Raw genomic sequence first — 22,084 nt, forward strand, 5'->3', positions numbered from 1 at the left:
CGTTCATCCAGTCAGCCAATATGAACTGTCCTGTCAGGAATTCATACTCCAGTTGGCATTTTAATTCGGCTCGATAGACGCCAGGAAAAGTCTCCTTCAAATCCGAAGGAAGGGAATGGATGGTCGCGTCTATTATACGGATCCTCTCACAAAATTTTCGTAGTTCGTCACTGATCGGCAACTGATAATTTAACTCCACTTGTATAAAATGTTCCAAACACTTTTTTAGAAATACGATTAATTCTTTATTTAAACGTTGGTTTATTGCCTCTGGAGTCATAGAAATATGACAGGTTTCTTCTAATGACAGGCTGAGCTCGCGTAGCGAACTGCCGGCCAGGTTTCCGCAATGATAAAGAAGGATGTGGAGAAATGAATACGCATCAAGCTTTCGTTTTCGTTTGATCCATCCTGATTCTTTGGCCCAACAATCCAACTTATCTGGGGAAAATAGTTTATACAATTGTTCCATTAAGAGTTTCCATTCGTCTAAATCTGTTTTTTTCATGTGAAGCACCTCCTGTTGGTTAGTTTTCTATACCAACCTCGAGGGTTTTTATAAACTTCTTAACTTGATAGCTATGCTACGGGATGAGTGAGACAGATAAGACATCACAACCACGCGCGTAAGCGATGGGTGATGGCTTATCGCTCACCCCGAGGAAAGCGTCCGGCTGGGGCGAAAAATCAATTCTACTCTCTGATTTAAGATTTCTTTGCATCATAAATCAACCCAACCCTTAACATAGCCAAATGAAACTAAATTGATTACTCGTTCGTCTAACTAACTTGTGATAAACTAATATCATAAAAGAGGTGATTGTCTTGGCTATCCAATACCCTAATGGGAAGGTATATACACCTACCAAGAAAACAAAAACCCCAAAGCAAAAGGATTATTCTTTCAGTAATAGGGGTAAGACGTTAGAAGATGAGATAAATGATGCCAATGAGTACTATCTAGCTCATGACATTGCTGTCATCTATAAAAAACCAATACCTATTCAGGTCGTTAAGGTAGATTACCCAAGTAGAAGCTCGGCGGTTATAAAAGAAGCTTATTACAGGACACCATCCACTACTGACTTTAACGGGGTATACAAAGGGAAATATATTGACTTTGAAGCAAAAGAAACGGAAAATAAGACTTCATTTCCTTTAAAAAACGTTCATCTTCATCAAGTAGAACATATGGGAAGAGTTGTTCAGCAACTCGGTATTAGCTTTCTATTGGTTCGTTTTTCAACAACGGATCGATATTTTTATTTGTCTTACGAGCATTTAAAATTTTTTTGGGATAGAATGCGATCTGGAGGAAGAAAATCAATCACTCTCGGGGAATTTGAGGAATATGGGATTGAAATAACTCCAAAATATGCACCAAGGGTCAATTATTTAAAGATAGTTAATGACTTGTATGTATAAAGGGAAAGTGAGGAGACGTTTATGAGTGAGCAAAAATCTACTCGTGGACAAAGAAGAAAACAACAACTTGAACAAAAGAAAAAACAAACAAAACCTGCAAAAACATGGCTAAAACGTATCATGATAGCAATTTTAGCTATTGGATTAGTAGGATTAATAACTGGTGGGTCCGTTTATGCATATTATGCAAGCACAGCACCAGATTTAGATGAGGAATTACTAAAAGACCCGATCAGTCCTAAACTATTAGACGCAAACGGTGAAGAGTTTGCAACCGTCGGAAGTGAAAGCCGAGAATATATATCCTATGAGGAAATTCCTCAACAAATGGAAGATGCCATTTTGGCAACAGAGGATGTTCGTTTCTACGATCACATGGGAGTAGATGTCTTACGTTTAGGTAAAGCCGTTTTAGCCAACCTGAAGGATGGATTTGGTGCACAGGGTGCAAGTACAATTACTCAACAAGTTGTCAAAAACTCTTTCTTTACAAATGAAAAAACAATAAAACGTAAAGCTCAAGAAGCCCATTTAGCTCTACAATTAGAGCGTGAATATAAAAAAGAAGAAATTTTTGAAATGTATTTCAACAAAATTTTAATGTCAGGACGTATTTATGGCTTTGGTACTGCTTCTAAATATTTTTATGGGAAAGAACTAAAGGATCTTGAATTACATGAAATGGCTGTATTAGCGGGAATGCCTCAAAGTCCTAATAACTATAACCCTTTTAAAAATCCAGAACTTGCTGAAAAGAGAAGAAATACAGTTCTTTACTTAATGAATCTTCATGGCAAAATAACAGATGAGGAAATGAAAGCAGCCCAAGCTATTCCAGTTGCTGACTCCCTTCTACCCGAAGATCAAAGAGTAGCGAACCAAGATTCTAAATACGATGCATTTATCGATATAGTATTAGAAGAACTTGAAGAAAATGGAGATGCAGATGCTATTTCCGAAGGTATAACTATCCATACTACACTTCAACCGAAAGCTCAAGAGAAAGTAGAAGAAACCTTAAACTCAGACATCTTCCCTACTGAAGATATACAAGCTGGTGTTGCAGTAATTGATACTAAGACTGGAGCAGTTGTCGCTGCTGGTGGAGGAAGAAATTACGGAGTAGATCGAGGATATAATCATGCGCATGATATGAAAGAACGCTCACCTGGTTCGACTATTAAGCCTTTAATAGACTATGGTCCAGCTGTAGAATTTTTAGACTGGTCACCTGCTCAAACCATCGTAGATGAAGATATTAAGTATACAGGTACTGATCAAGTAATACGTAATGCCGATAATAAATATCTAGGTGCTATGACTATGCGTGAAGCATTATATAAATCTCGCAATACTACAGCAGTCAAAACATTAAAAGAAGTAGGTACTAAGAACGCAAGAGAATTTATTAGTCGATTTGGAGTAGATATCGGCACAGTAAATGAAGCCTATGCAATTGGTGGTATTTCAAAATTTATGTCCCCTATTCAACTAGCAGGAGCATACGCTGCGTTTGGTAATAACGGGAATCATACAGAACCATATGCTATTAACAAAATTGTATACAGAGATGGCAAAACAGAGAAAAATTACAAGCCTGAATCCAAGACAGTTATGAAGGATTCAACAGCTTACATTATTACAGACGTTTTACGTGATGTTTTAACAAAAGGAACTGGTAAGGCTGCAGCAATCAGCGGATTAGATGTAGCAGGAAAATCTGGTACGTCCAATTTCAGCGGAGATAAAAAAGGTGTTCCAGATGTATGGTTTGCAGGGTACACAACTAACTATTCAGTAACTGTTTGGTCAGGTTATGATGACAACTCTGCTATTACAACTGCCGAAGAACGAAGTCTTCCACAACGAATCTTTAAAGAAATTATGGGAAGTATTTCAGAAGGACAGAAAACAGAAAGATTTAAAAAGCCTAATTCAGTCGTAGAAGTAACAGTTGAAAGAGGTTCTAATCCATTAAAATTAGCTAGTGAGTATACACCTGAAAATATGAAGCTAACAGAGTTATTTGTTAAAGGGACAGAGCCTAAACAAGTATCTGAGGAATATGACCAGCTAGAACTAAATGCCCCTTCTAACCTATCTGTGCAATATGATGAAATAACATCATCAGCAACATTAGATTGGGACTTCGAAGGACCTGAAGGCGAAGAAGATGTTAACGTTCAGTTTGAGGTAGCGGTCTCTATTGACAACGGTCCAAGCGAAATTTTACAAACAACAGATAAAACAGGGTTAATTGTTCAAGCTCTAATCCCTGGTAGTAAATATTTATTTACCGTTACAGCAATAGCTGAGGATGTTCGAAGTGAATCAGCTAGTGTAGAGCTAGTACTCGAAGGTATCGAAGAAGAAGATCTCGAGTCTCCTGACTCGGAGGAAGAAAAACCAGAAGATACCGAGGGCGAGAATGAAAACCAACCTGGTAACAATGGTAACAATGGTAACAATGGTAACAACGGTAATGGTAATGGTAATAACGGTAACAATGGTAATAATGGAAACGGTAATGACGGTAATAGTGGTAATAATGGCAATGGTAACAACAACGGTAATGGTGGTAATAATGATGGTGGTCAAGAAGATGGAGGCACCGATGGAGAAAATCCTGAGGAAACCCCTGAAGACGGCACAGAAACCGGATCTACACCTTAAACTATCCGATTATTACTTAAAATGATTAAAAAAAGAACGAGGAAATGGGATTATAACCCTTTCCTCGTTTTTTAATTGTTTCTTGAATTTATAAAGTGATTTTTTATTGCTTACTTTAGTTTAAGTGTAACATTTCACAAACGAACTCGTTTCACGAAATACCAACCCTACCCTTTAAAGAGGGCACTGAAATACTTACGTTTTTATAATAAATTTGTTTTGAAAATTAAAAAAGGGTACTTTTTGTTCAAATTGAACAGAAAACATCCTTTTTCATTGCCTTATTCTTGCTCTCCTTCGTTAAGTAACTTTAGGATTCGCTTCAGGTTGACCGCAAATATGGTTGTGGCTCCTTGTATTTCCATGCCAAAAAGACTCGTGCTAATCGCTGTATCGTAGCCGTATCCACTCTTTATCCTTCTTTGTAACACCCAACTCTGAAAGGGCATATTTTACATTTTTCCACCTCAAAATTATATTTATCATTGTGCGCACCCCTGCATTTACTTTTCTTTAGTATAGCAATAAAAGAATTTTTTTGCCTGAGTACATTTTTAATAAATTCTATAGTGGATTGGAGTGCAGAGCGGTGACTCCTAGGGGATTAGCGGCCACGGCGAGCACCCGGACTGAGCGCAGCGAGGGAGAAGGCTTGCCGGGCCGCCCCCAGGAAAGCATCCGCTCGGAACGGAAAGACACGGTCTCAGGAAATAGGAGCCTTTATTCATACTCTACCTCTAAGAGTTTAAAAGTACTTTTTCAGTGCACTCGCCTTTAACATAGCCATATTTTTTTATATTTAAACTGCCCTAATCTAAAAATGCCCCATATGGACTCCCTCTCTAAGTTAGTTTAGTATCTAACTTTTAGTAGGCAGTACATATGGGGCATTGTTGAATAATTAAGGTTTTCTTGATTCCATAATAAAGCGAAGAGCAAGCTTCTTTTCCGTTTCTTTAAATAATTCATCCAGCTGTCGAAACGCCGCAAAAGTTTTATAGTTCTGTTTTATAAAAGTAAAACGTTCCTGATAGTTTAATGGACAAGTGCCATCTGCAAGGTCGATTAACTCGTTTAACAGATCAATTCCTTTTTCCATTAAATCAATAGACCCGTTATTTCTTTTTTTATAATGAGCTTGTATCTCATCTCGCATCTTTGACCACTTTGCAAAAAGTCCGACAAAGTCTTCTTTTTTAAGCTTGGACAACTTTACTCATCCTTTTTTTACCCTCTCTGCACACAGGCAGTAACGGACATTGTGGGCAATTGGGATTTTGTGCCTTGCAATGGTAGCGGCCAAAAAATATAAGCTGGTGATGTGCCTTGGACCAGGATTCAATCGGAGTCTTTTTCATTAACGTTTCCTCGACCTGTAGGACAGAGTCCTTCCATCGACATAGTCCTAATCGCTTCGATACTCTTTCGACATGAGTATCGACGGCAATGGCAGGAATGTCAAAAGCAACTGAAACAACTACGTTAGCAGTTTTGCGCCCTACTCCTGGAAAAGTAGTAAGTAGATCTCTGTCTTCCGGTACTTCTCCATTATAAAGCTCTATTAGTTGCTTACTAAGCGCTTGAATATTTTTTGCCTTATTACGATATAGGCCGATTGAACGTATGTCGTTTTGTAGCTCTTCGATTGAAACTGCTAAATAGTCTTCGGGCTTTTTATATTTTTGGAACAAATTTTTAGTTACTTTATTTACAAGCACATCCGTGCATTGCGCTGATAAAAGTGTAGCTACTAATAATTCAAAAGGATTATCGTGGACTAACTCACAATGAGCATCCGGAAACATCCTTTCCATTTCCTCTAAACAAAAATGCCATTGGGCCTTTGTAAGCAACGTTCTCCACCTACTCTCTTTCTTCTAACCAATTGTAAAAAGGAACTTTCGCCGCATCTAAGGATTGCTCCTTTGGTCTTTGCATTGGTATATGCTGTCTAAACTGAGCCGACTGATTTTCTGCAGCTTCTACTGTTTTTATATTTTTCTTTTTCCACTCGAATAATATGCGGTCTATATAGCGCAGGCTTAGCTTTTGAGATAAGACAGCCTCTTTCAAAGCTAGCCTTATTAAAGAGGCAGAATGCTTGTCCTGGTCAAACCACATTCCAATTGTTTCATATTCCATTGGAGATAACAATCTACCGAATTCAGCTTCAAATAATTTGTAAATTTCGCCTTCTTCGCCCTTCACTTCTTCGTCTTCTTTATTAAGGTTTTGTTGCTCTACGCAATCGACCAAAAGCTCCCATAAATGATTAAAATCATAGTATTCATAATGAACTCCATTTTCGTCCATATGCTGTTCAATTTGGATTAATCCCTTTTGGACAAGACGTTGTAAAATCGTCACTACTTTATGTTCGTTAAAATGTGTACGTTCCACTAAGTTTTGAGGGGTTGGAAAGTGGTTACCCGCTTCTCCAAAAGCGATAAGATGTAATAGCAGAATAGCTTCCTCGTCCTTGACATTAATGGCCTTGTAATGGCTAAAAAAAAGCTGGGAAATGGTTACATTTCCCTGCTCTGTCCAGATTCGGAGCCGATTTCGCTTTTGCATACTCGCACTCCCTTTCTTATATAATACGCTGTAAAAGTTTATTAACGTAAATGTTCTTTCTTTCTGATTCTTATTATGGATATAAACGGTTTAATAGTCTTGGGAATGGGATAGATTCACGTACGTGTTCTGCTCCACTTAACCAAGCTACTGTACGTTCTAATCCAAGCCCAAACCCTGAGTGAGGAACAGACCCTTGTTTACGTAGCTCTAAATACCATGCATAAGCCGATTCATCTAATTTATGCTCTGCAAGACGTTGTTTTAGTAAATCATAATCATGAATACGTTCTGATCCACCGATAATCTCACCATATCCTTCAGGAGCGATTAAGTCCGCACATAATACAACATCGTCTCTGTCTGGATGAGGCTGCATGTAGAATGGTTTAATGCCTATAGGATAATGCGTGATGAATACTGGCATATCATAGCTTTCTGCGATAGCTGTTTCATGCGGTGATCCGAAATCATCTCCCCATTCAATATCATCAAAGCCTTTCTCGTGTAAAAACTTAATTGCATCATCATACGTGATACGTGGGAATGGTGCTTGAATTTTTTCTAATTTAGAAGTGTCGCGTCCTAAACGTTCTAATTCTAATTGACAGTTTTTAAGAACAGATTGGACAATATATGCCACGTATTGCTCTTGTACTTCTAGATTCTCATCGAATTCTACAAACGCCATCTCTGGCTCGATCATCCAAAATTCAATTAAGTGACGTCGTGTTTTAGATTTTTCTGCACGGAATGTTGGTCCAAAGGAGAATACTTTTCCTAATGCCATTGCTGCAGCTTCCATGTATAGTTGTCCAGATTGAGATAAATATGCATCCTCATCAAAATACTTTGTATGGAAAAGCTCTGAAGTTCCTTCAGGAGAAGATCCAGTTAAAATTGGTGGATCCATTTTTACAAATCCATTTTCATTAAAGAATTCATATGTAGCACGAATTATTTCATTACGAATTTTCATAATTGCGTGTTGTTTTCTAGAACGCAGCCATAAATGACGGTTGTCCATAAGAAATTCAGTTCCATGCTCTTTTGGTGTAATAGGATAATCAACCGCAGCGTGAATTACTTCGATTTCTTTTACTTGTAGCTCATATCCAAAAGATGAGCGTTCATCTTTAGTTACTTCTCCAGTGATATACATAGAAGTTTCTTGAGTTAACCCTTTTGCTGTTTGGAAAATTTCTTCTCCAACAACTTCCTTTACTACTACTCCTTGTACAAAGCCGGAGCCATCACGTAGCTGTAAAAAGGCAATTTTTCCGCTTGAGCGCTTGTTCGCAAGCCAAGCCCCAAGTTTTATTGTTTCTCCGACATGGTTGGCCATATCTTTAATCATAATTTTTTTCATGTTGTCCTCCATTAGTCATAAATAAATTTTACAAATTGGATATTCTCTTCCACCAGTCGCCGTTATCAAATAATAGATAAACGTAGTTTAGATTATCCTTTGAATTGACAAAGGTAATCTCCCATACAGGGCCAACCTCTTCCACACCTAACTTAGCGTGGAGCACCTTACTTTCTTGCTCTCCATCCAAAACGATGGAGATGGCTTCTTCTTTTGATATACCCTCTTCAAAGCTTACCTCCATGATAGGCTCTTCATTTGCCTTCAGAGGGATAAAAAATGCTTTTTTGGCGCCATCTTTTGTGTTACCTATAATCGTCTGATAAGAGTCGGTACTATTATACACATAGGATTCATCAATTGTCTCCAATAAGTTATTCTTTAGTGTATAAGATTCTGCAGACGTTAAGGCTTCCTTAAATGGCTCCCGAGCCTGAGTATATATTAGAATGCTAAGGATTGCGGTTAGGCTAATTGTAAAAATAACGATAAATAATAGCCATCTTTTAAGTGCCATATTTAGGTCCTGTAAATGGTAAAGACTGCTTTTTCTTGGTCTTCTTTATCTAATGCCAATCCAAACATTAAATCCTTTTCCTTCAAAGAACGGTTCAATGCATCTACTATTTTGTATAGATCTGATTGGTATTGTACGGTGACTGTGGAGATGACTTCGATTTTGTTTTCCATATTTCTACCCGCTTTCTAATACTCATCCTTAATTAGTATACCAATTTTCTAGCTCTAAGACTATATTTTCTAGTGATACTTTCTTTACAGGTATGTTAGGAATCGCCTGTAAAAAATCAGCCCCATACGACTTAGTCTCAATTCTTCTATCTAATACGATAAATACTCCCTTATCAGCGGAGGAACGAATTAAACGACCAAATCCTTGTCTAAATCTTAGAACTGCTTCTGGTAAAGAGTAGGATGAAAATGGGTTAAGCCCGTTTCTGCTCATTAATTCTGCACGTTTTTTAAATAATGGGTCATCTGGTGATGAAAAAGGTAAACGCACCATGATCACGACAGACAGTGCCTCCCCTGGCACATCTACGCCCTCCCAAAAGCTATTGGTGCCGAAAAGTACAGATTTCGAGAAGCGTTGAAAGGATTTTAATAGACGCATTCTACTGCCAGTTGTAATCCCTTGGGCAAACAGCATATAATCTTCGAGCAGGTTAGTCTCTTGTATTAACTCAACCGTTTTTCGAAGCATATCTTGTGAGGTGAATAATACAAAGCATCTTCCGCCAGTTACTAGCACTGTCTGAACAATTGCTTCTGCCACTGACTCAATATAGTCAGATTGTGAAACTTGCTGAATATCCGGCATATCTTCAATAATTAAGAGCTCTGCCCCATTATAAAAATTAGATTCTACTTTAAATTGATGAATCGGCACACTCGAACTAAGCCCTAGCTGTGAAGTGATAAAGTATTTGTTAGATGGTACGGTCAAAGTCCCCGACGTCCAAATAATACCTCCACTATCTCTTAACGGAGCCATTGCTTCTTTTATATCCTCTTGATAATCTAATGGTCTTTTGATGATAGTAAGGCTCCCTGGCACACTTCTATTATCTAGTTCGAGCCATTTTGCTTCTTCTTCACCATGCTGAAGAAATATTTCATCCCACTCACTTACTTTAATCTCTAGCTCCCGTAGCCAATATTCCCACTCATTTACGATAACTATTAATTGAGGGTCCAATAGGTTTTTCTTGGACGAGCCAACATATGGCTTTGTGGAATATATAAACGTCTGCAGATTTTTAGCTACTTTGATAAAATATGATTTATCTAGTTCTAACTCTTCCATCGTATTCGTACGTTTCGTACTTTTAGATTTATGAGGGAAGCTTTGTATAGAAGAAATGATGTGAGACATAGCGAGATCAAACGACTCTACAACATTTACAAAAAGCTTCTCTATGCGGAGTCGTACGGATAAAGAGACGTTTATAAGCGACAGTTTGTAAAGTAGATGATCGGTATCTAACGTTCCAAATTGACCTAAAATATACTTCCAATTAGTATAGGAAAAAATACGTTCTTTTCGAGAAATACTAGCATGGATCATTTGATGTGCTTCATCAATGATAGTTGCACAGCCATTCTCTAAAAGTTTAACTTCTCTATCCTTGTCTGCTATGATCATGGAATGATTCGTCACAAGTATATCGCAATCCTTACTCCGAAGAAGTGCTCTCTCATAAAAGTCAATTCCTTTTACGTCGTTTATCATCTTCTCAGAGGTTCTTCTTATTTTATCAACAAAGAGTAAACCACCTCCAGAGACATTAAGTTCAGAAAGATCACCCTCCTCTGTCATAGTAAGCCAAACTAAAATCTGCATGATAGTGAAGGTTTCATCATATGACTCGTCATCTTGCTGAAGATGCTCCCAAAAACGATAAAGGTCAATATAGTGGTTAATCCCTTTTAGTTTAGCTACTCGAAGATTTATATTCAAAATGTCATGAAGCTTCGGTATTTCCTCATTTATTAGTTGATCAATAAGATGAGTAGTGTAGGTACTAATAATAATTGGCTTTCCTTGCTCTATTCCATAAATAGCAGCAGGGATTAAATACCCTAATGTTTTACCTATCCCAGTCTCGGCCTCACATACTATTTCTCTAGATTCGGACAGCGCTAGGTGAATTCTATCCATAAGCTCAAATTGGCCAGCTCTTTCCTCCAGCTTTAAACTTCCTTGTTGGAATAACTGCTTCTTTTCGTCGAAAGAGCTTGGGTAAACTAGCTCACTTTGCGTTGGAAGAGGCTCATCTCTTTCATATTGTAAAGGGATCCCTCGATATTCTAAATAATCCTTTGAGTCATACATTTTTCTTTTCATCGTCAGCACTTCAAAAAATATAAGAGCTAGATTGGATTTTAATTGAAAGGATCTCTTATGTAAAAGTTCTATTGTTTTCATTGGCAGCGTTTGTAGCTGATCAAAACATTTCAGCAGTAAATAAGCTGTAGCCTTCGCATCGTCATCTGCTCGGTGGGCAGATTCAAGCTCTATATGTAGCTCATTTGCTATATCCTGAAGTTTATAACTATAAATATTAGGAAACATCAGCTTTGCAAATTCCACTGTATCAATCGATTTACAAACTAATTTAGGTAATCCTACACGTTTTAGCTCCTGCTGAAGAAACGTTAAGTCAAAGTTCGTATTATGAGCAACAAAAATATGATCTTGCAACATTTCCAACACTTTTGGGGCAATCTCTTCAAATCTAGGAGCATCCTTGACATCTTCTTCCTTGATGTTAGTTAGATCCTGAATAAATAGAGGAATTTGTTTTTGCGGATTTACAAACGTATTAAAGGAGCCCGTTATTTTATTATTTTCTATAAAAACAATTGCAAGCTGAATAATTCGGTCACCATTGGCAGATGAATGGCCTGTTGTTTCAATATCGACAACTGCATATTTATGATTTTCCAACACACTTCATCTCACCATCATTAAAATTAAAAGCATTCTAACAAGCGCTCGAGCACTGCTTTTTAAAAATTGTACCACATTACTTTATTAGAAACGAAATATATGTAGGACTTAAAAAAAATTAAAATTATTATCCCTACTTCTTTCATTCTCAAATAAACAATTCAAATCCTATTTAGACGAAAAAATGTGCAGATCTAGCTTGTTAGAGAGAAAGTTGCAGTAACAATAAAAAACAAAGCCCCCGAAATTTTACGATTGGTAAAATTTCCGGGGACTTTTGAAATCCAGGGGCTTTTTTCTCCAGCCACCTCCATGTGCAATTATTACATGACTGTTGCTTCTGGCTCGTAGTTGATAATTTGGTTAATCGTATTATCTGAGTTCATAATTCCTACTGTTGGACGATGGTTTTTTGCTTCTTCATTCATTACGTAAGCATAAGACAAGATAATTACTATATCTCCACGTTGAACAAGGCGTGCTGCAGCTCCATTTACACAAATTACACCGCTTCCACGTTCTCCTGCGATAATATATGTTTCAAAGCGTGCCCCATTATTGTTATTGACAATATGAACCTTTTCATTTGGCAGCATTCCTACTGCATCCAAGATATTTTGGTCAATTGTAATACTGCCTACATAGTTTAAATCCGCCTCAGTGACTACTGCTCGGTGAATTTTACTGTTTAACATCATTCTTAACATTATTACTGCACTTCCTTCATATTAACTATTATATTATCAATTAATCTTGCTTTTTCAAAAAATACGGCAGCTGCAAATAAGACTTCTTCTGTGTACTCGTTTACAGGTTGTAGTGTTGGATAAGCCAAAGCCTCCAGGTAATCTATTTTACCAGATGTGTTTTCAATTATATATTGTTTAGCTTCAGCAATAGCCTTTTGTACATCCCCCGTGCGATGCACGTTCTCTTTTGCCAGCGTAAGCGCCTTGTAAATATGAGGGGCAACTTCACGTTCTTGCGCGCTAAGAAATACATTTCGCGAACTTTTAGCCAATCCATCTTCTTCACGTATAGTTGGAACAGCAACTATTTCTAGCGGGAAATTATATGCTTCAACAAACAGCTTAATAATCGCAAGCTGCTGAGCGTCCTTTTGTCCAAAATATGCCTTTGTAGGTTGAACTAAATGAAATAGCTTAGATACTACTTTCAGTACACCATCGAAATGACCTGGACGTGTGGAACCACATAGCTTGGTAGAAATATCACCGGCATGTATCGTAATCCCACTTTCAAAAGGATACATTTCATCCGGCGTTGGAACAAATAGTAAATCTACTCCAGATTCTACAGCAATCTTTGTATCTCGTTCAATATCTCTTGGATATCTATCTAAATCTTCATTTGGTCCAAACTGTGCTGGATTTACAAAGATACTAGCAACTACGAACTCGTTTTCTGCTCGAGCTTTAGTAAGTAGTGCTTGGTGGCCTTCGTGTAGATACCCCATCGTTGGTACAAAACCAATAGAGTGTTGTTTATGTTTTGCAATAATTGCTTTAAGTTCATCAATCTTTTGTACTGTTTGCATGGCTAGGATTACCTCCGTATAGTTGGTTTAGTTGATCATCCTTCATGGTGAAAGAATGCTCTGTAGCAGGGAATGCACCATTTTTAACTTCTTCTACATACTGCTTAATACCGCTTAAAATAGGTTCCCCCACATTCGCATATTCTTTTACGAACTTCGGTATATGATGAGATCCATACTTAACCAAGTCATGGAATACTAATACTTGGCCGTCCGCAGTCGAACCAGCTCCTATTCCTATCGTTGGTACCATGAGAGCACTCGATATTTGCTCTGTTAGCTGATAAGGGATACACTCCAACACGACAGCACAAGCTCCCGCCTGCTCACATTTTTTGGCATCTTCAATTAGTTTTTGCGCAGCTTCCGCAGTTTTCCCTTGCACTTTATATCCACCCAGAACTCCTGCAGATTGAGGTAACAATCCTAAATGAGCGACTACCGGTATACCAGCAAATGTCAGCTTTTCAATTACAGGTATAATTGCTCCTGCTCCCTCTAGCTTTACAGCCTGTGCACCCGTCTCCTGCATTAAACGAACTGCGTTAGAGAGCGACTGATCGATATTTCCGTGATATGTTCCAAATGGCATATCCACAACTAAAAATGTATTCGGTGCTCCTCTTCTAGCAGCTTTACCATGATGAATCATATCATTCATCGTAACTGATACCGTAGAATCGTACCCTAGCACTACCATCCCAACTGAATCCCCTACTAAAATCATATCGACATTAGCTTCTTCAGCAAATTTGGCTGTTGGGAAGTCATAAGCTGTGATCATAGAAATCTTTTCTTCATTACTTTTCATTTTCAAAAAATCACTCGTTGTTTTCATCCATTTCCCTCCTTATAAAATTATTACCTCGGTCTAGCACATAAGCTTACCTTTGGTAAAATAGAAGAGAAAACCAAATATAAAGCCCTTCAATCCTAACTTGGACAGAAGGGCAGAAAATTTAAATTCATCGGTTTTCTCCGTCCCTGTCATTCATAGATCAAGGCAGACTATTTAATTTAAAAAAGTAACTTACCGGTGTAGTTCTAAAAAGATACTACCCTTCGCATACAGAATAACAGAATTAGACGAAAACGTCCAAATTAAATTTTGAGTAAATCAATATCAGCCGAATAAATACCTTTTATTTCTCCATTATCTAATTGAAGCTGCAAAGCTCCATCATTAGTAATGCCAATAGCCAGTCCCTCAATTGTATCCCTAAGAGTAGTAGCTCTAATCCTATTGCCAATAGTACAGTTATAGCTCTCCCAAATGAGTTTAATAGGTTCAAAACCTAGAGTGATGTACATATCACTATATTTTTCTAGATAAAATAGAACTTTGGCAGCTAGGAGAGCTCTGTCTACATGTTCTCCAGTTTCCAACTTTAAAGAAGTGGCAATAGATTCCAAAGGTCCTTCAAAGGATTCTGATGTCTGATTTACATTGATACCCATTCCAATAATAATAGCTTGTACACGGTCCATATCTGACTGAAGCTCGGTAAGGATGCCAGTCACTTTCTTCCCATTAATGAGCAGATCATTAGGCCATTTAATGCTTGGCACACAGGTTGTAGTATCTTCTATTGCTCTGGCGATTGCTACAGCAGCTACTAGCGTAAACTGTGCAGCAAATTGAGGACTAATATTAGGTCGGAGTATGAGACTCATCCAGATCCCCTTTCCAGCTGAAGATTCCCAAGAACGGTCTAGTCTACCACGACCAGCAGTCTGCTCCTCTGATACTACTAACGTTCCATGAGCCACACCCTCTCTCGCTTTGTTTGTAGCAATCGTCTGAGTAGAATCACAAACCGGATAATATATAATATTTTTACCTAGTTCTTTTGTTTCGAGATGAAGTGAAATACGTTCACTAGCTAAAGTATCAGGCATCTGTTTAAGAATATAGCCTTTTTTCTTTATAGCTTCAATTTCGTAACCCTCTTCTCCAAGTCCTTTAAGATACTTCCATACCATCGTTCTAGAAATCTCTAGTTCTTCTGCGAGTGCTTGACCAGAAATTGGGTCTCCCTTTGCAGCCTGGAGTCTAGAAATAATTCTTTCTTTAATTGATATACTCACGAAAAAACCATTCCTTTATCTGTGCTCTGTCGTTTTTTAGTTCTTCGTTCAAAATCATTATCGTTAGCTTATCTAAAGCTTCTTTAATCCAAGGGCCTCTTTTTTCCTGCTTCCATTCCATTAAATCATTCCCACTAACTACTACATCTCGCTTAGAAGAAATAGCTAACTTCTTTTTTTCTTCTCTCAAGATCTCTGGGGTATATGAATGCTCGATATTAAATAGGATCCTTCCATAGCTTGCTGCTGCAATCAATACATCATCCGAAAACTGAAACAGCTCCACAGAATCCCAGCTCCCATTATTCAAAGATTCCACAGCACGGAGCACTTCCTTGACGTGTCTTTTCTCTAAATTAGAACACTTAAAAGCGGAAAGTAGCTCCGTATAGCTCGAATCTTTATTCATTAAAATGAAAAATGCCCAACCATTCTCTTTCAATCCAAAGCTCTCAAACTCGTTCCATTTAAAGGTCGAGTCTCCCCAATTCCCTACGAAATGTTGAGATATTCCAGTCGAAACAAACAAATCCATTCCTTTTGAGGGGTAATTACTAACCCAAATTTTCTCTAGCTCTACTTTTACTCTCTCTATAGAGATATGACTGATTAAAGAATGAAGCTCTTTGATGGCAGCTTGTGTCGAGCTATCTAAGGTGAAATTTAATTGTGCTGAAAAACGTATAGCTCGTAGCATCCTAAGGGCATCCTCGGAAAACCGTTCCTTTGGATTCCCTACTGCCTTGATCGTACCTTTTTCTAAATCGGAACTTCCTCCGAAGAAGTCGATTAACTTATCTTCTTTAGTTAGAGCCATCGAGTTAATCGTGAAATCACGTCTCTTTAAGTCTTCTTTAAGCGTGTGAACAAATTTAACTTCGTCCGGTCTTCTATGGTCACTATACGTAGTCTCCGATCGAAAGGTTGTAACTTCAATTGGTTCTGATAAAACAACAAGAACAGTTCCATGTTCAATTCCCACATCAATGGTATGTTCAAATAATTCTTTTACTTGTTGTGGTAAAGCATTAGTTGTTATGTCTACATCGTTAGCTTGCACACCTCTCACGAAGTCTCTTACTGCTCCACCAACCACGTATGCTTCGAAGCCAGCATTTTCAAGTACGGAGATTACTTTATAAGCATCTGGCCATCGATTTTTCATTTATTTTTTCGCCACTCTTTCATACATCTTTTCATATTGCTCTACTATTTGCGAGGAGCTAAAACGTTCCTTTACGATTTGGACTGCCCTTTTCTTTAACTGGTTATGTAAATGAGGATCCTTCAATATTTTCAGACCATATTCGGCAACACTGTCTATATCTCCAAGAGGTACCAAATATCCATTTTCACCAGGTAATATTACTTCAGGTATACCACCGACGGCAGTTCCAATACATGGAACCTCACAAGCCATTGCCTCCAGTAATACTAAACCAAATGACTCTTTTTCAGATAACAGTAGCATCAGATCTGAAATAGAATATAGCTCTGAAACATTTTCTTGTTTTCCAAGAAAGAGAACGTCTTTCTCAATTGGCTTACCCTTCACATATTCCATCACTGGATGCTTTTCTGGACCATCCCCTACTAATAGGAGTTTTGCTGGGACTTCTTTATGCATTAATTCGAAGCTTTTTACAACATCCGGAACGTGCTTGACTTTCCTAAAATTGGATACATGGATGACAACCTTTTCATTCTCTTTAATGCCTAATAATTCTTTTAGGTTGTTTGCATCCTTTTTGTGATACTCTCTTTCATCCACAAAATTATATATCGTCTCAATATCTTTTTTGGTCGTAATTAGCTCTCTAGTTTGTTTCACTAACGATGTAGAGACGGCTGTAACGACATCCGACTTTTCAATTCCATACTGAATGGCTCCCGTCAACGATGAATCATAACCTAGAACTGTAATGTCTGTCCCATGCAAAGTAGTAACAATTCCAATATCAGAATTAGCCATATCCTTAGCAAGGATTGCGCAAACCGCATGTGGTATTGCATAGTGGACATGGAGAACATCTAAGCCCTCATCTTGAATTACTTCAGCCATTTTATTAGCCAAAGCAATATCATAAGGAGCATACTGGAATACAGAGTAACTATTTACCTCCACCTGGTGGAACGTAATAGTTGGATAAATTTTGTTTAAACGAAAGGGAACACTAGATGTGATGAAATGGATCTCATGCCCTTTTTCAGCAAGCATTTTTCCTAGCTCAGTAGCTATAACTCCGGAACCACCAACAGTAGGATAGCAAGTGATACCTATTTTTAGTTTACGCATGTATATGTCCTCTTTTCTTTATCTACCCCGACGTTCTTCTAGAAGACGCCAGTCTAGAAACCCCTCTTCGATTCCTTTAAGGAGAATTTCCGCAGTACCCATATTAGTTGCCAATGGGATTTGATAAACGTCACAAAGGCGGATTAAAGCAGTAACATCCGGCTCGTGAGGCTGCGCTGTAAGGGGATCACGAAAGAAAATAACCATATCCATTTCATTATTAGCGATAGCAGAACCAATTTGTTGGTCTCCGCCTAGTGGACCTGATTTATACCTAAAAACAGAGAGACCGACCTCATTTATAATCCGTGTACCTGTTGTACCAGTAGCAAATAACTCATGCTCTTCAAGAATAGGCTTATATGCTGTTACAAATTGTATTAAATCCTCTTTTTTCTTATCGTGAGCCACCAATGCGATTCTCATCACGTTTTCCTCCTATAAAATAATCTCTTCTAATCCATATATTAATTTATTTTGACACATTACTTCTTTAATAGACAATACCACACCAGACATAAAAGAGCCTCTATTGAATGAGTCATGTCTCAATGTTAATAGTTGACCGTCTCCACCTAATAACACCTGTTGGTGAGCGATTAAGCCTGGCAAACGAACACTATGAATTCTCATACCTTCAAAATTCGCCCCTCTTGCTCCAGGAAGGATTTCTTCCTCCTGTGGATGTCCTTGCGTTGCTTCTTTTCTAGTGTTTTGTATCATTTGAGCAGTTTTAATAGCAGTGCCCGAAGGTGCATCTATTTTTTCGTCATGATGCATTTCAATAATTTCTACGTTCGGTAAATACTTTGCAGCAGTTTGAGCAAATTTCATCATTAATACTGCACCAATAGAAAAGTTAGGTGCAATGATACAGCCAATTTGTTTTTCTTCCACTAAATTCCTAATACTATCAAGTTGTGCATCAGAAAATCCAGTCGTTCCAACTACAGGTCTAACACCATATTCTAATGCTGTTATTGTATGGTCATATACAGCAGACGGAACTGTCAAATCCACTAAAACATCTGGAGCAGTTTCTTCAATTAATTCAGTTAGGGATGTAAAGATAGGTATATTATCTCCTAGAGTTTCTTCCTGTTTTTTAGAATCTAGTAGTCCAACCAATAAAAATTCTGCATTTTTAATAACAGTACTAACTGCTTCTCTTCCCATTTTCCCTCTTGGTCCTGCTATAGCTACTTTAATCACCATAGTTAGTCCTCCTTTTTAGTCCAGCGATCTTTATCTCGAGTGTTATATTTATGTAAAACTTTTTGTAAGGCATCTTCTAAATCTATGCCCTCAGAGTTAGCCAGACAGATCAACACAAAGAAGAAGTCTCCCATTTCATCAGCTAATTCTTTTTGTACTTCCGTATGCTTCTTTTTCTTAGTACCATACTTATGTTGTACCTCTCTCGAAAGCTCACCTAGCTCCTCTGTTAATCTTGCTAGAAGCTCCATAGGAGGAAAATAACCTTCTTTAAATTGGTTTATGTATGTATCAACTTCTTGTTGAAGCATATTTAATGATTTTGTTTCTTTCATTAATCTCACTCTCCTTCATTCATCGTAATAAAAATATAAGGGTGTTGTCAAAAGCAAAAAAATAATATAGATTTAGTATGGACTATAAAATGAGGTGGTACAATGGGGATTGGTTTAAAATTAAAGAATATATTAATGATTATTTTAGGTTCTGCAATATTTAGTTTCGGCTTTGTACACTTTAATATGCAAAACGAACTAGGGGAAGGCGGCTTTTCCGGAATAACATTAATTTTGTACTTTGTCTTTCATTTAGATGTATCTGTTATGAATTTAGTATTAAATATACCTATGTTTATTTTAGGTTGGAAGCTTTTAGGTAGGAGAGTGTTCTATTATACATTAATCGGAACCTTTTCTGTTTCCGTATTCCTGAAAATTTCCCAAATCTACGAAATTCAGCTAGGAATTAATGATGATTTATTTTTAGCCTCACTTTTTGCTGGTGTGTTTATAGGTGTTGGTTTAGGTATTATCTTCCGAGCTGGCGGAACGACTGGTGGCGTTGACATTATTGCTAGACTAGCCCAAAAGTATCTTGGTTGGAGTATGGGTAAAACCATGTTTATGTTTGATGCCGTGGTAATCATGGTTTCTTGGTTAACCTTCTTAGATATTCGTTCTATGATGTATACGCTTGTAGCAGTATTTGTAGGCGCACGTGTAATTGACTTTGTTCAAGAAGGTGCATATGCTGCTCGTGGAGCATTTATAATTTCTGACCATCAAGATGCTATTGCAAATAGGATTACAAATGAAATGGATCGCGGGGTTACCGTCTTAAAAGGATACGGACATTATACGAAAAAAGATCGTGAAGTATTGTATTGTGTCATTTCTAAAAATGAAATTATCCGTTTAAAAACGATTATATCTTCTGTTGATCCGCATGCCTTTGTTTCGGTAACAGAAATGAACGATGTCATGGGCGAAGGCTTTACGTTAGATGAACAAAAAAAACCGTTGCTTTAAATTATGAAAGAGCATGCTCACACTTTTACAGTGTAAGCATGCTCTTTTGTTAAGAATTGTTGTTATTCATTAGGCTATGTTAAAGGGTAGGGTTGATTTATAATCCAAAGAAATCTTAGATCAGAGAGTAGAATTGATTTCCGCCCCAGCCGGACGCTTTCCGTGGGGTGAGCGATAAGCCATCACCCGTCGCTAACGCGCGCGGTTGTGATGTCTTATCTGTCTCACTCATCCCACTGGAGTCGCCGTCTGTCGCTCCAATCAATAAATGGGAACAGCTTTAGCATTGATAAAGAACTAATAAATTTACTCGCATAAACAAAGCTAAAAAACTGTCACCAACCCCATTTTCATCATCTATTTATGTTCATAATAGCCATTTGAAAGTTCAATTGTTTATGTTTACAGTCACTATAAAAAAGAATTGTTAGTCAAAATCAACCAATAACTTTAACAAAGCTATTCATTAAAAGAGACTATCTCAACAAGCTAAGATAGTCTCCTTTGTTTTATAAAATTCTGAAGCTATGGATAAATTGAGTTTATCGCCTTGCCCCTCGGGGTCAAATGGAAAAAAGCTCCGGTGGCTGAGGAACTGCCTCCTCGCTTTTCTCCATTTGCCTGTCGGGGCAGACATAGGCGCTTGCGCTTTTCTTGATGTCTAGCTTCAGCGCCTTACCCCTCGGGGTCAAATGGATAATAGCTCCGGTGGCTGAGGAACTGCCTCCTCGCTATTCTCCATTTGCCTGTCGGGGCAGAGACAGGCGCTTGCGCTTTTCTTGTTTATTCGCTTCTTGACATTCCTGTATAGATTAATACTAAACGTAATAATTCTAATACGGCAACTGCTGCTGCTGCAACGTATGTTAATGCTGCTGCACTTAATACTTTTTTAGCGTGACGCTCTTCTTCGTTTCTAATTACTCCTAATGAAACCATTTGGTTCATAGCACGACTAGAAGCATTAAACTCTACAGGAAGTGTAACGATTTGGAATACAACCCCCATAGCAAGAAGAATGATACCTAATAACAGCATATTAGTAGAAGTAGCAAAGATACCAATCATGATAAATACCCATGAGGCATTGGAAGAAATATTAGCTACTGGTACTAACTTGTGTCGTAATGTTAAGAAAGAGTATGCCTCTTTATGTTGAATCGCATGACCAACTTCATGGGCAGCTATTGCAGCTCCAGCTACAGAAGCCTCATGGTAGTTATGGCTAGATAAAGCTACTATTTTCGTCATTGGGTTATAATGATCACTCAAAAACCCGCTACTTTCCACTACCTTAACTTCATATAAACCATTCTCATCTAATATTCGTCTAGCTACTTCTGCACCAGTCATTCCTGAAGTGGAGCGGACTTTGGAATATTTCTTATAGGTACTTTTTACTTTCATTTGTGCGTATAGTGGCAACAATAAAATTATCGCAAAATAAACGATATACATTCCCAACAGAAATTCCCCCTCTCGATATCTAATTAATATTTTATATGCTATTTACCTTGCAATCAACTGATACGATTTGTCCTTTTCTGATATACGACATACGATAAGAGAATACACGCAATCGATAACCAGAAGGTAAAATAGCCTATATTACTAGCGTACTCACTTAGGCTTCTATACGTAGGCATTTGACCAAATACATAGTCTATCACATCATTGTGGAGCGTCCAAATGGCTGCGATCACAATATGGACAAATTTAAATCGGTAAAAAGGAATATATAGAATAGCTTGAAGTGCCATAGCAAAATGTGAGCCTACTAGCATCCAGCCCATCCAGCCTATATCTCCAGTTTCTACTAACGTCCATAAATTCATAACAACAGCCCATAGTCCGTATTTCACAAGTGTAATAAGCGCTAAAGCTTCTATTAGTTTCCAGTTTTTATTCATTAGCCAACCTAAAAGAGCAAGTGTAAAAAATAGACTCGCCGTTGGACTATCCGGTACAAATATTAGAAATTTTGTTTCAGTAACAGATAATTGGCCATTATACCAATAATATCCATAAATTGTTCCGATTAGGTTTACGTAAAATAACAACCACATGAATGATTTATTGTAGAGCAACAATTTTATATGCGTCATCA

At 37.7% G+C, this 22,084-nt stretch carries 23 protein-coding genes and 1 pseudogene; 3 read left to right on the forward strand and 21 right to left on the reverse strand.

Annotated features, from left to right (window positions below; all coding sequences use genetic code 11):
• Positions 1–508: transposase (locus tag M3627_RS12165; RefSeq protein ID WP_483315288.1), on the reverse strand; the 508-nt coding region annotated here is incomplete at its 3' end.
• A 317-nt stretch (positions 509–825) separates the two neighbouring features.
• On the opposite strand from M3627_RS12165, the gene recU reads away from it, so the two are divergent.
• Together recU and M3627_RS12175 are read left to right on the forward strand one after the other, a co-directional pair.
• On the forward strand, positions 826–1,425 hold the full coding sequence (recU, locus tag M3627_RS12170; protein ID WP_251555874.1) for a Holliday junction resolvase RecU: 600 nt from the start codon (positions 826–828) through the stop codon (positions 1,423–1,425).
• A gap of 21 nt (positions 1,426–1,446) precedes the next feature.
• Positions 1,447–4,098 (forward strand): PBP1A family penicillin-binding protein, encoded by a 2,652-nt coding sequence (locus M3627_RS12175; protein ID WP_251555875.1) that lies wholly within the window; start codon positions 1,447–1,449, stop codon positions 4,096–4,098.
• 281 nt (positions 4,099–4,379) lie between these two features.
• Here the strand turns inward: M3627_RS12175 and M3627_RS12180 are convergent.
• The 17 genes and pseudogenes from M3627_RS12180 to M3627_RS12260 all read right to left on the reverse strand — a co-directional run.
• Positions 4,380–4,582, reverse strand: a pseudogene (locus M3627_RS12180) (IS5/IS1182 family transposase); the annotation flags it as partial.
• A gap of 417 nt (positions 4,583–4,999) precedes the next feature.
• A complete protein-coding gene (locus tag M3627_RS12185) occupies positions 5,000–5,308 on the reverse strand; it encodes a YpoC family protein (protein WP_251555877.1) in 309 nt (102 codons plus the stop codon).
• Complete coding sequence (gene nth, locus M3627_RS12190) at positions 5,295–5,951, reverse strand: endonuclease III (protein WP_169359601.1); 657 nt, start codon at positions 5,949–5,951, stop codon at positions 5,295–5,297. Before nth ends, M3627_RS12185 begins: the two co-directional genes overlap by 14 nt.
• A gap of 10 nt (positions 5,952–5,961) precedes the next feature.
• Complete coding sequence (locus tag M3627_RS12195) at positions 5,962–6,672, reverse strand: DnaD domain-containing protein (protein ID WP_251555881.1); 711 nt, start codon at positions 6,670–6,672, stop codon at positions 5,962–5,964.
• Between the two features lie 73 nt (positions 6,673–6,745).
• Positions 6,746–8,041, reverse strand: a complete 1,296-nt coding sequence (gene asnS, locus M3627_RS12200; protein ID WP_169359550.1) for an asparagine--tRNA ligase — start codon at positions 8,039–8,041, stop codon at positions 6,746–6,748.
• Positions 8,042–8,069: 28 nt separating this feature from the next.
• Complete coding sequence (locus M3627_RS12205) at positions 8,070–8,558, reverse strand: cell wall elongation regulator TseB-like domain-containing protein (protein WP_251555882.1); 489 nt, start codon at positions 8,556–8,558, stop codon at positions 8,070–8,072.
• A 2-nt stretch (positions 8,559–8,560) separates the two neighbouring features.
• Entirely contained in the window at positions 8,561–8,731 is a 171-nt protein-coding gene (locus M3627_RS12210) for a YpmA family protein (RefSeq protein WP_144536843.1), read from the reverse strand.
• A 28-nt stretch (positions 8,732–8,759) separates the two neighbouring features.
• The gene (gene dinG / locus M3627_RS12215; protein WP_251555885.1) at positions 8,760–11,513 is read right to left on the reverse strand and encodes an ATP-dependent DNA helicase DinG; all 2,754 of its coding nucleotides are present in this window, start codon (positions 11,511–11,513) and stop codon (positions 8,760–8,762) included.
• A gap of 323 nt (positions 11,514–11,836) precedes the next feature.
• Positions 11,837–12,220 carry an aspartate 1-decarboxylase gene (gene panD / locus M3627_RS12220; protein ID WP_169359553.1) on the reverse strand — a complete coding sequence of 128 codons (384 nt, stop codon included), beginning with the start codon at positions 12,218–12,220 and terminating at the stop codon, positions 11,837–11,839.
• Between the two features lie 2 nt (positions 12,221–12,222).
• Positions 12,223–13,071 carry a pantoate--beta-alanine ligase gene (gene panC, locus M3627_RS12225; protein ID WP_169359554.1) on the reverse strand — a complete coding sequence of 283 codons (849 nt, stop codon included), beginning with the start codon at positions 13,069–13,071 and terminating at the stop codon, positions 12,223–12,225.
• Positions 13,049–13,909, reverse strand: a complete 861-nt coding sequence (gene panB / locus M3627_RS12230; RefSeq protein ID WP_251555886.1) for a 3-methyl-2-oxobutanoate hydroxymethyltransferase — start codon at positions 13,907–13,909, stop codon at positions 13,049–13,051. The genes panC and panB overlap by 23 nt, the downstream gene beginning before the upstream one ends.
• A gap of 263 nt (positions 13,910–14,172) precedes the next feature.
• Complete coding sequence (locus M3627_RS12235; RefSeq protein WP_251555894.1) at positions 14,173–15,159, reverse strand: biotin--[acetyl-CoA-carboxylase] ligase; 987 nt, start codon at positions 15,157–15,159, stop codon at positions 14,173–14,175.
• Complete coding sequence (locus tag M3627_RS12240; protein ID WP_251555897.1) at positions 15,143–16,324, reverse strand: CCA tRNA nucleotidyltransferase; 1,182 nt, start codon at positions 16,322–16,324, stop codon at positions 15,143–15,145. Before M3627_RS12240 ends, M3627_RS12235 begins: the two co-directional genes overlap by 17 nt.
• On the reverse strand, positions 16,325–17,455 hold the full coding sequence (gene bshA, locus M3627_RS12245) for an N-acetyl-alpha-D-glucosaminyl L-malate synthase BshA (protein WP_251555902.1): 1,131 nt from the start codon (positions 17,453–17,455) through the stop codon (positions 16,325–16,327).
• Between the two features lie 18 nt (positions 17,456–17,473).
• Complete coding sequence (gene mgsA / locus M3627_RS12250) at positions 17,474–17,881, reverse strand: methylglyoxal synthase (protein ID WP_169359559.1); 408 nt, start codon at positions 17,879–17,881, stop codon at positions 17,474–17,476.
• 12 nt (positions 17,882–17,893) lie between these two features.
• Positions 17,894–18,670 (reverse strand): 4-hydroxy-tetrahydrodipicolinate reductase, encoded by a 777-nt coding sequence (dapB, locus tag M3627_RS12255; RefSeq protein ID WP_251555905.1) that lies wholly within the window; start codon positions 18,668–18,670, stop codon positions 17,894–17,896.
• A gap of 2 nt (positions 18,671–18,672) precedes the next feature.
• Entirely contained in the window at positions 18,673–19,005 is a 333-nt protein-coding gene (locus tag M3627_RS12260) for a nucleotide pyrophosphohydrolase (protein ID WP_251555909.1), read from the reverse strand.
• A gap of 102 nt (positions 19,006–19,107) precedes the next feature.
• On the opposite strand from M3627_RS12260, the gene M3627_RS12265 reads away from it, so the two are divergent.
• Positions 19,108–19,977: a YitT family protein gene (locus tag M3627_RS12265; RefSeq protein WP_169359562.1), complete on the forward strand. Its 870-nt coding sequence runs from the start codon at positions 19,108–19,110 to the stop codon at positions 19,975–19,977.
• Positions 19,978–20,540: 563 nt separating this feature from the next.
• Here M3627_RS12265 and M3627_RS20840 read toward each other — a convergent pair.
• The 3 genes from M3627_RS20840 to lhaT all read right to left on the reverse strand — a co-directional run bounded on the left by M3627_RS20840 (position 20,541) and on the right by lhaT (position 22,082).
• Positions 20,541–20,669 carry a hypothetical protein gene (locus M3627_RS20840; RefSeq protein WP_285841704.1) on the reverse strand — a complete coding sequence of 43 codons (129 nt, stop codon included), beginning with the start codon at positions 20,667–20,669 and terminating at the stop codon, positions 20,541–20,543.
• Positions 20,670–20,760: 91 nt separating this feature from the next.
• Complete coding sequence (locus M3627_RS12270; RefSeq protein ID WP_251556021.1) at positions 20,761–21,435, reverse strand: zinc metallopeptidase; 675 nt, start codon at positions 21,433–21,435, stop codon at positions 20,761–20,763.
• A 62-nt stretch (positions 21,436–21,497) separates the two neighbouring features.
• On the reverse strand, positions 21,498–22,082 hold the full coding sequence (gene lhaT, locus M3627_RS12275) for a lipoprotein heptaprenylglyceryl N-acetyltransferase LhaT (RefSeq protein ID WP_483315289.1): 585 nt from the start codon (positions 22,080–22,082) through the stop codon (positions 21,498–21,500).
• Positions 22,083–22,084: the final 2 nt, after the last annotated feature.

Source organism: Psychrobacillus sp. MER TA 171 (assembly GCF_023713305.1).
Taxonomy (GTDB): Bacteria; Bacillota; Bacilli; order Bacillales_A; family Planococcaceae; genus Psychrobacillus.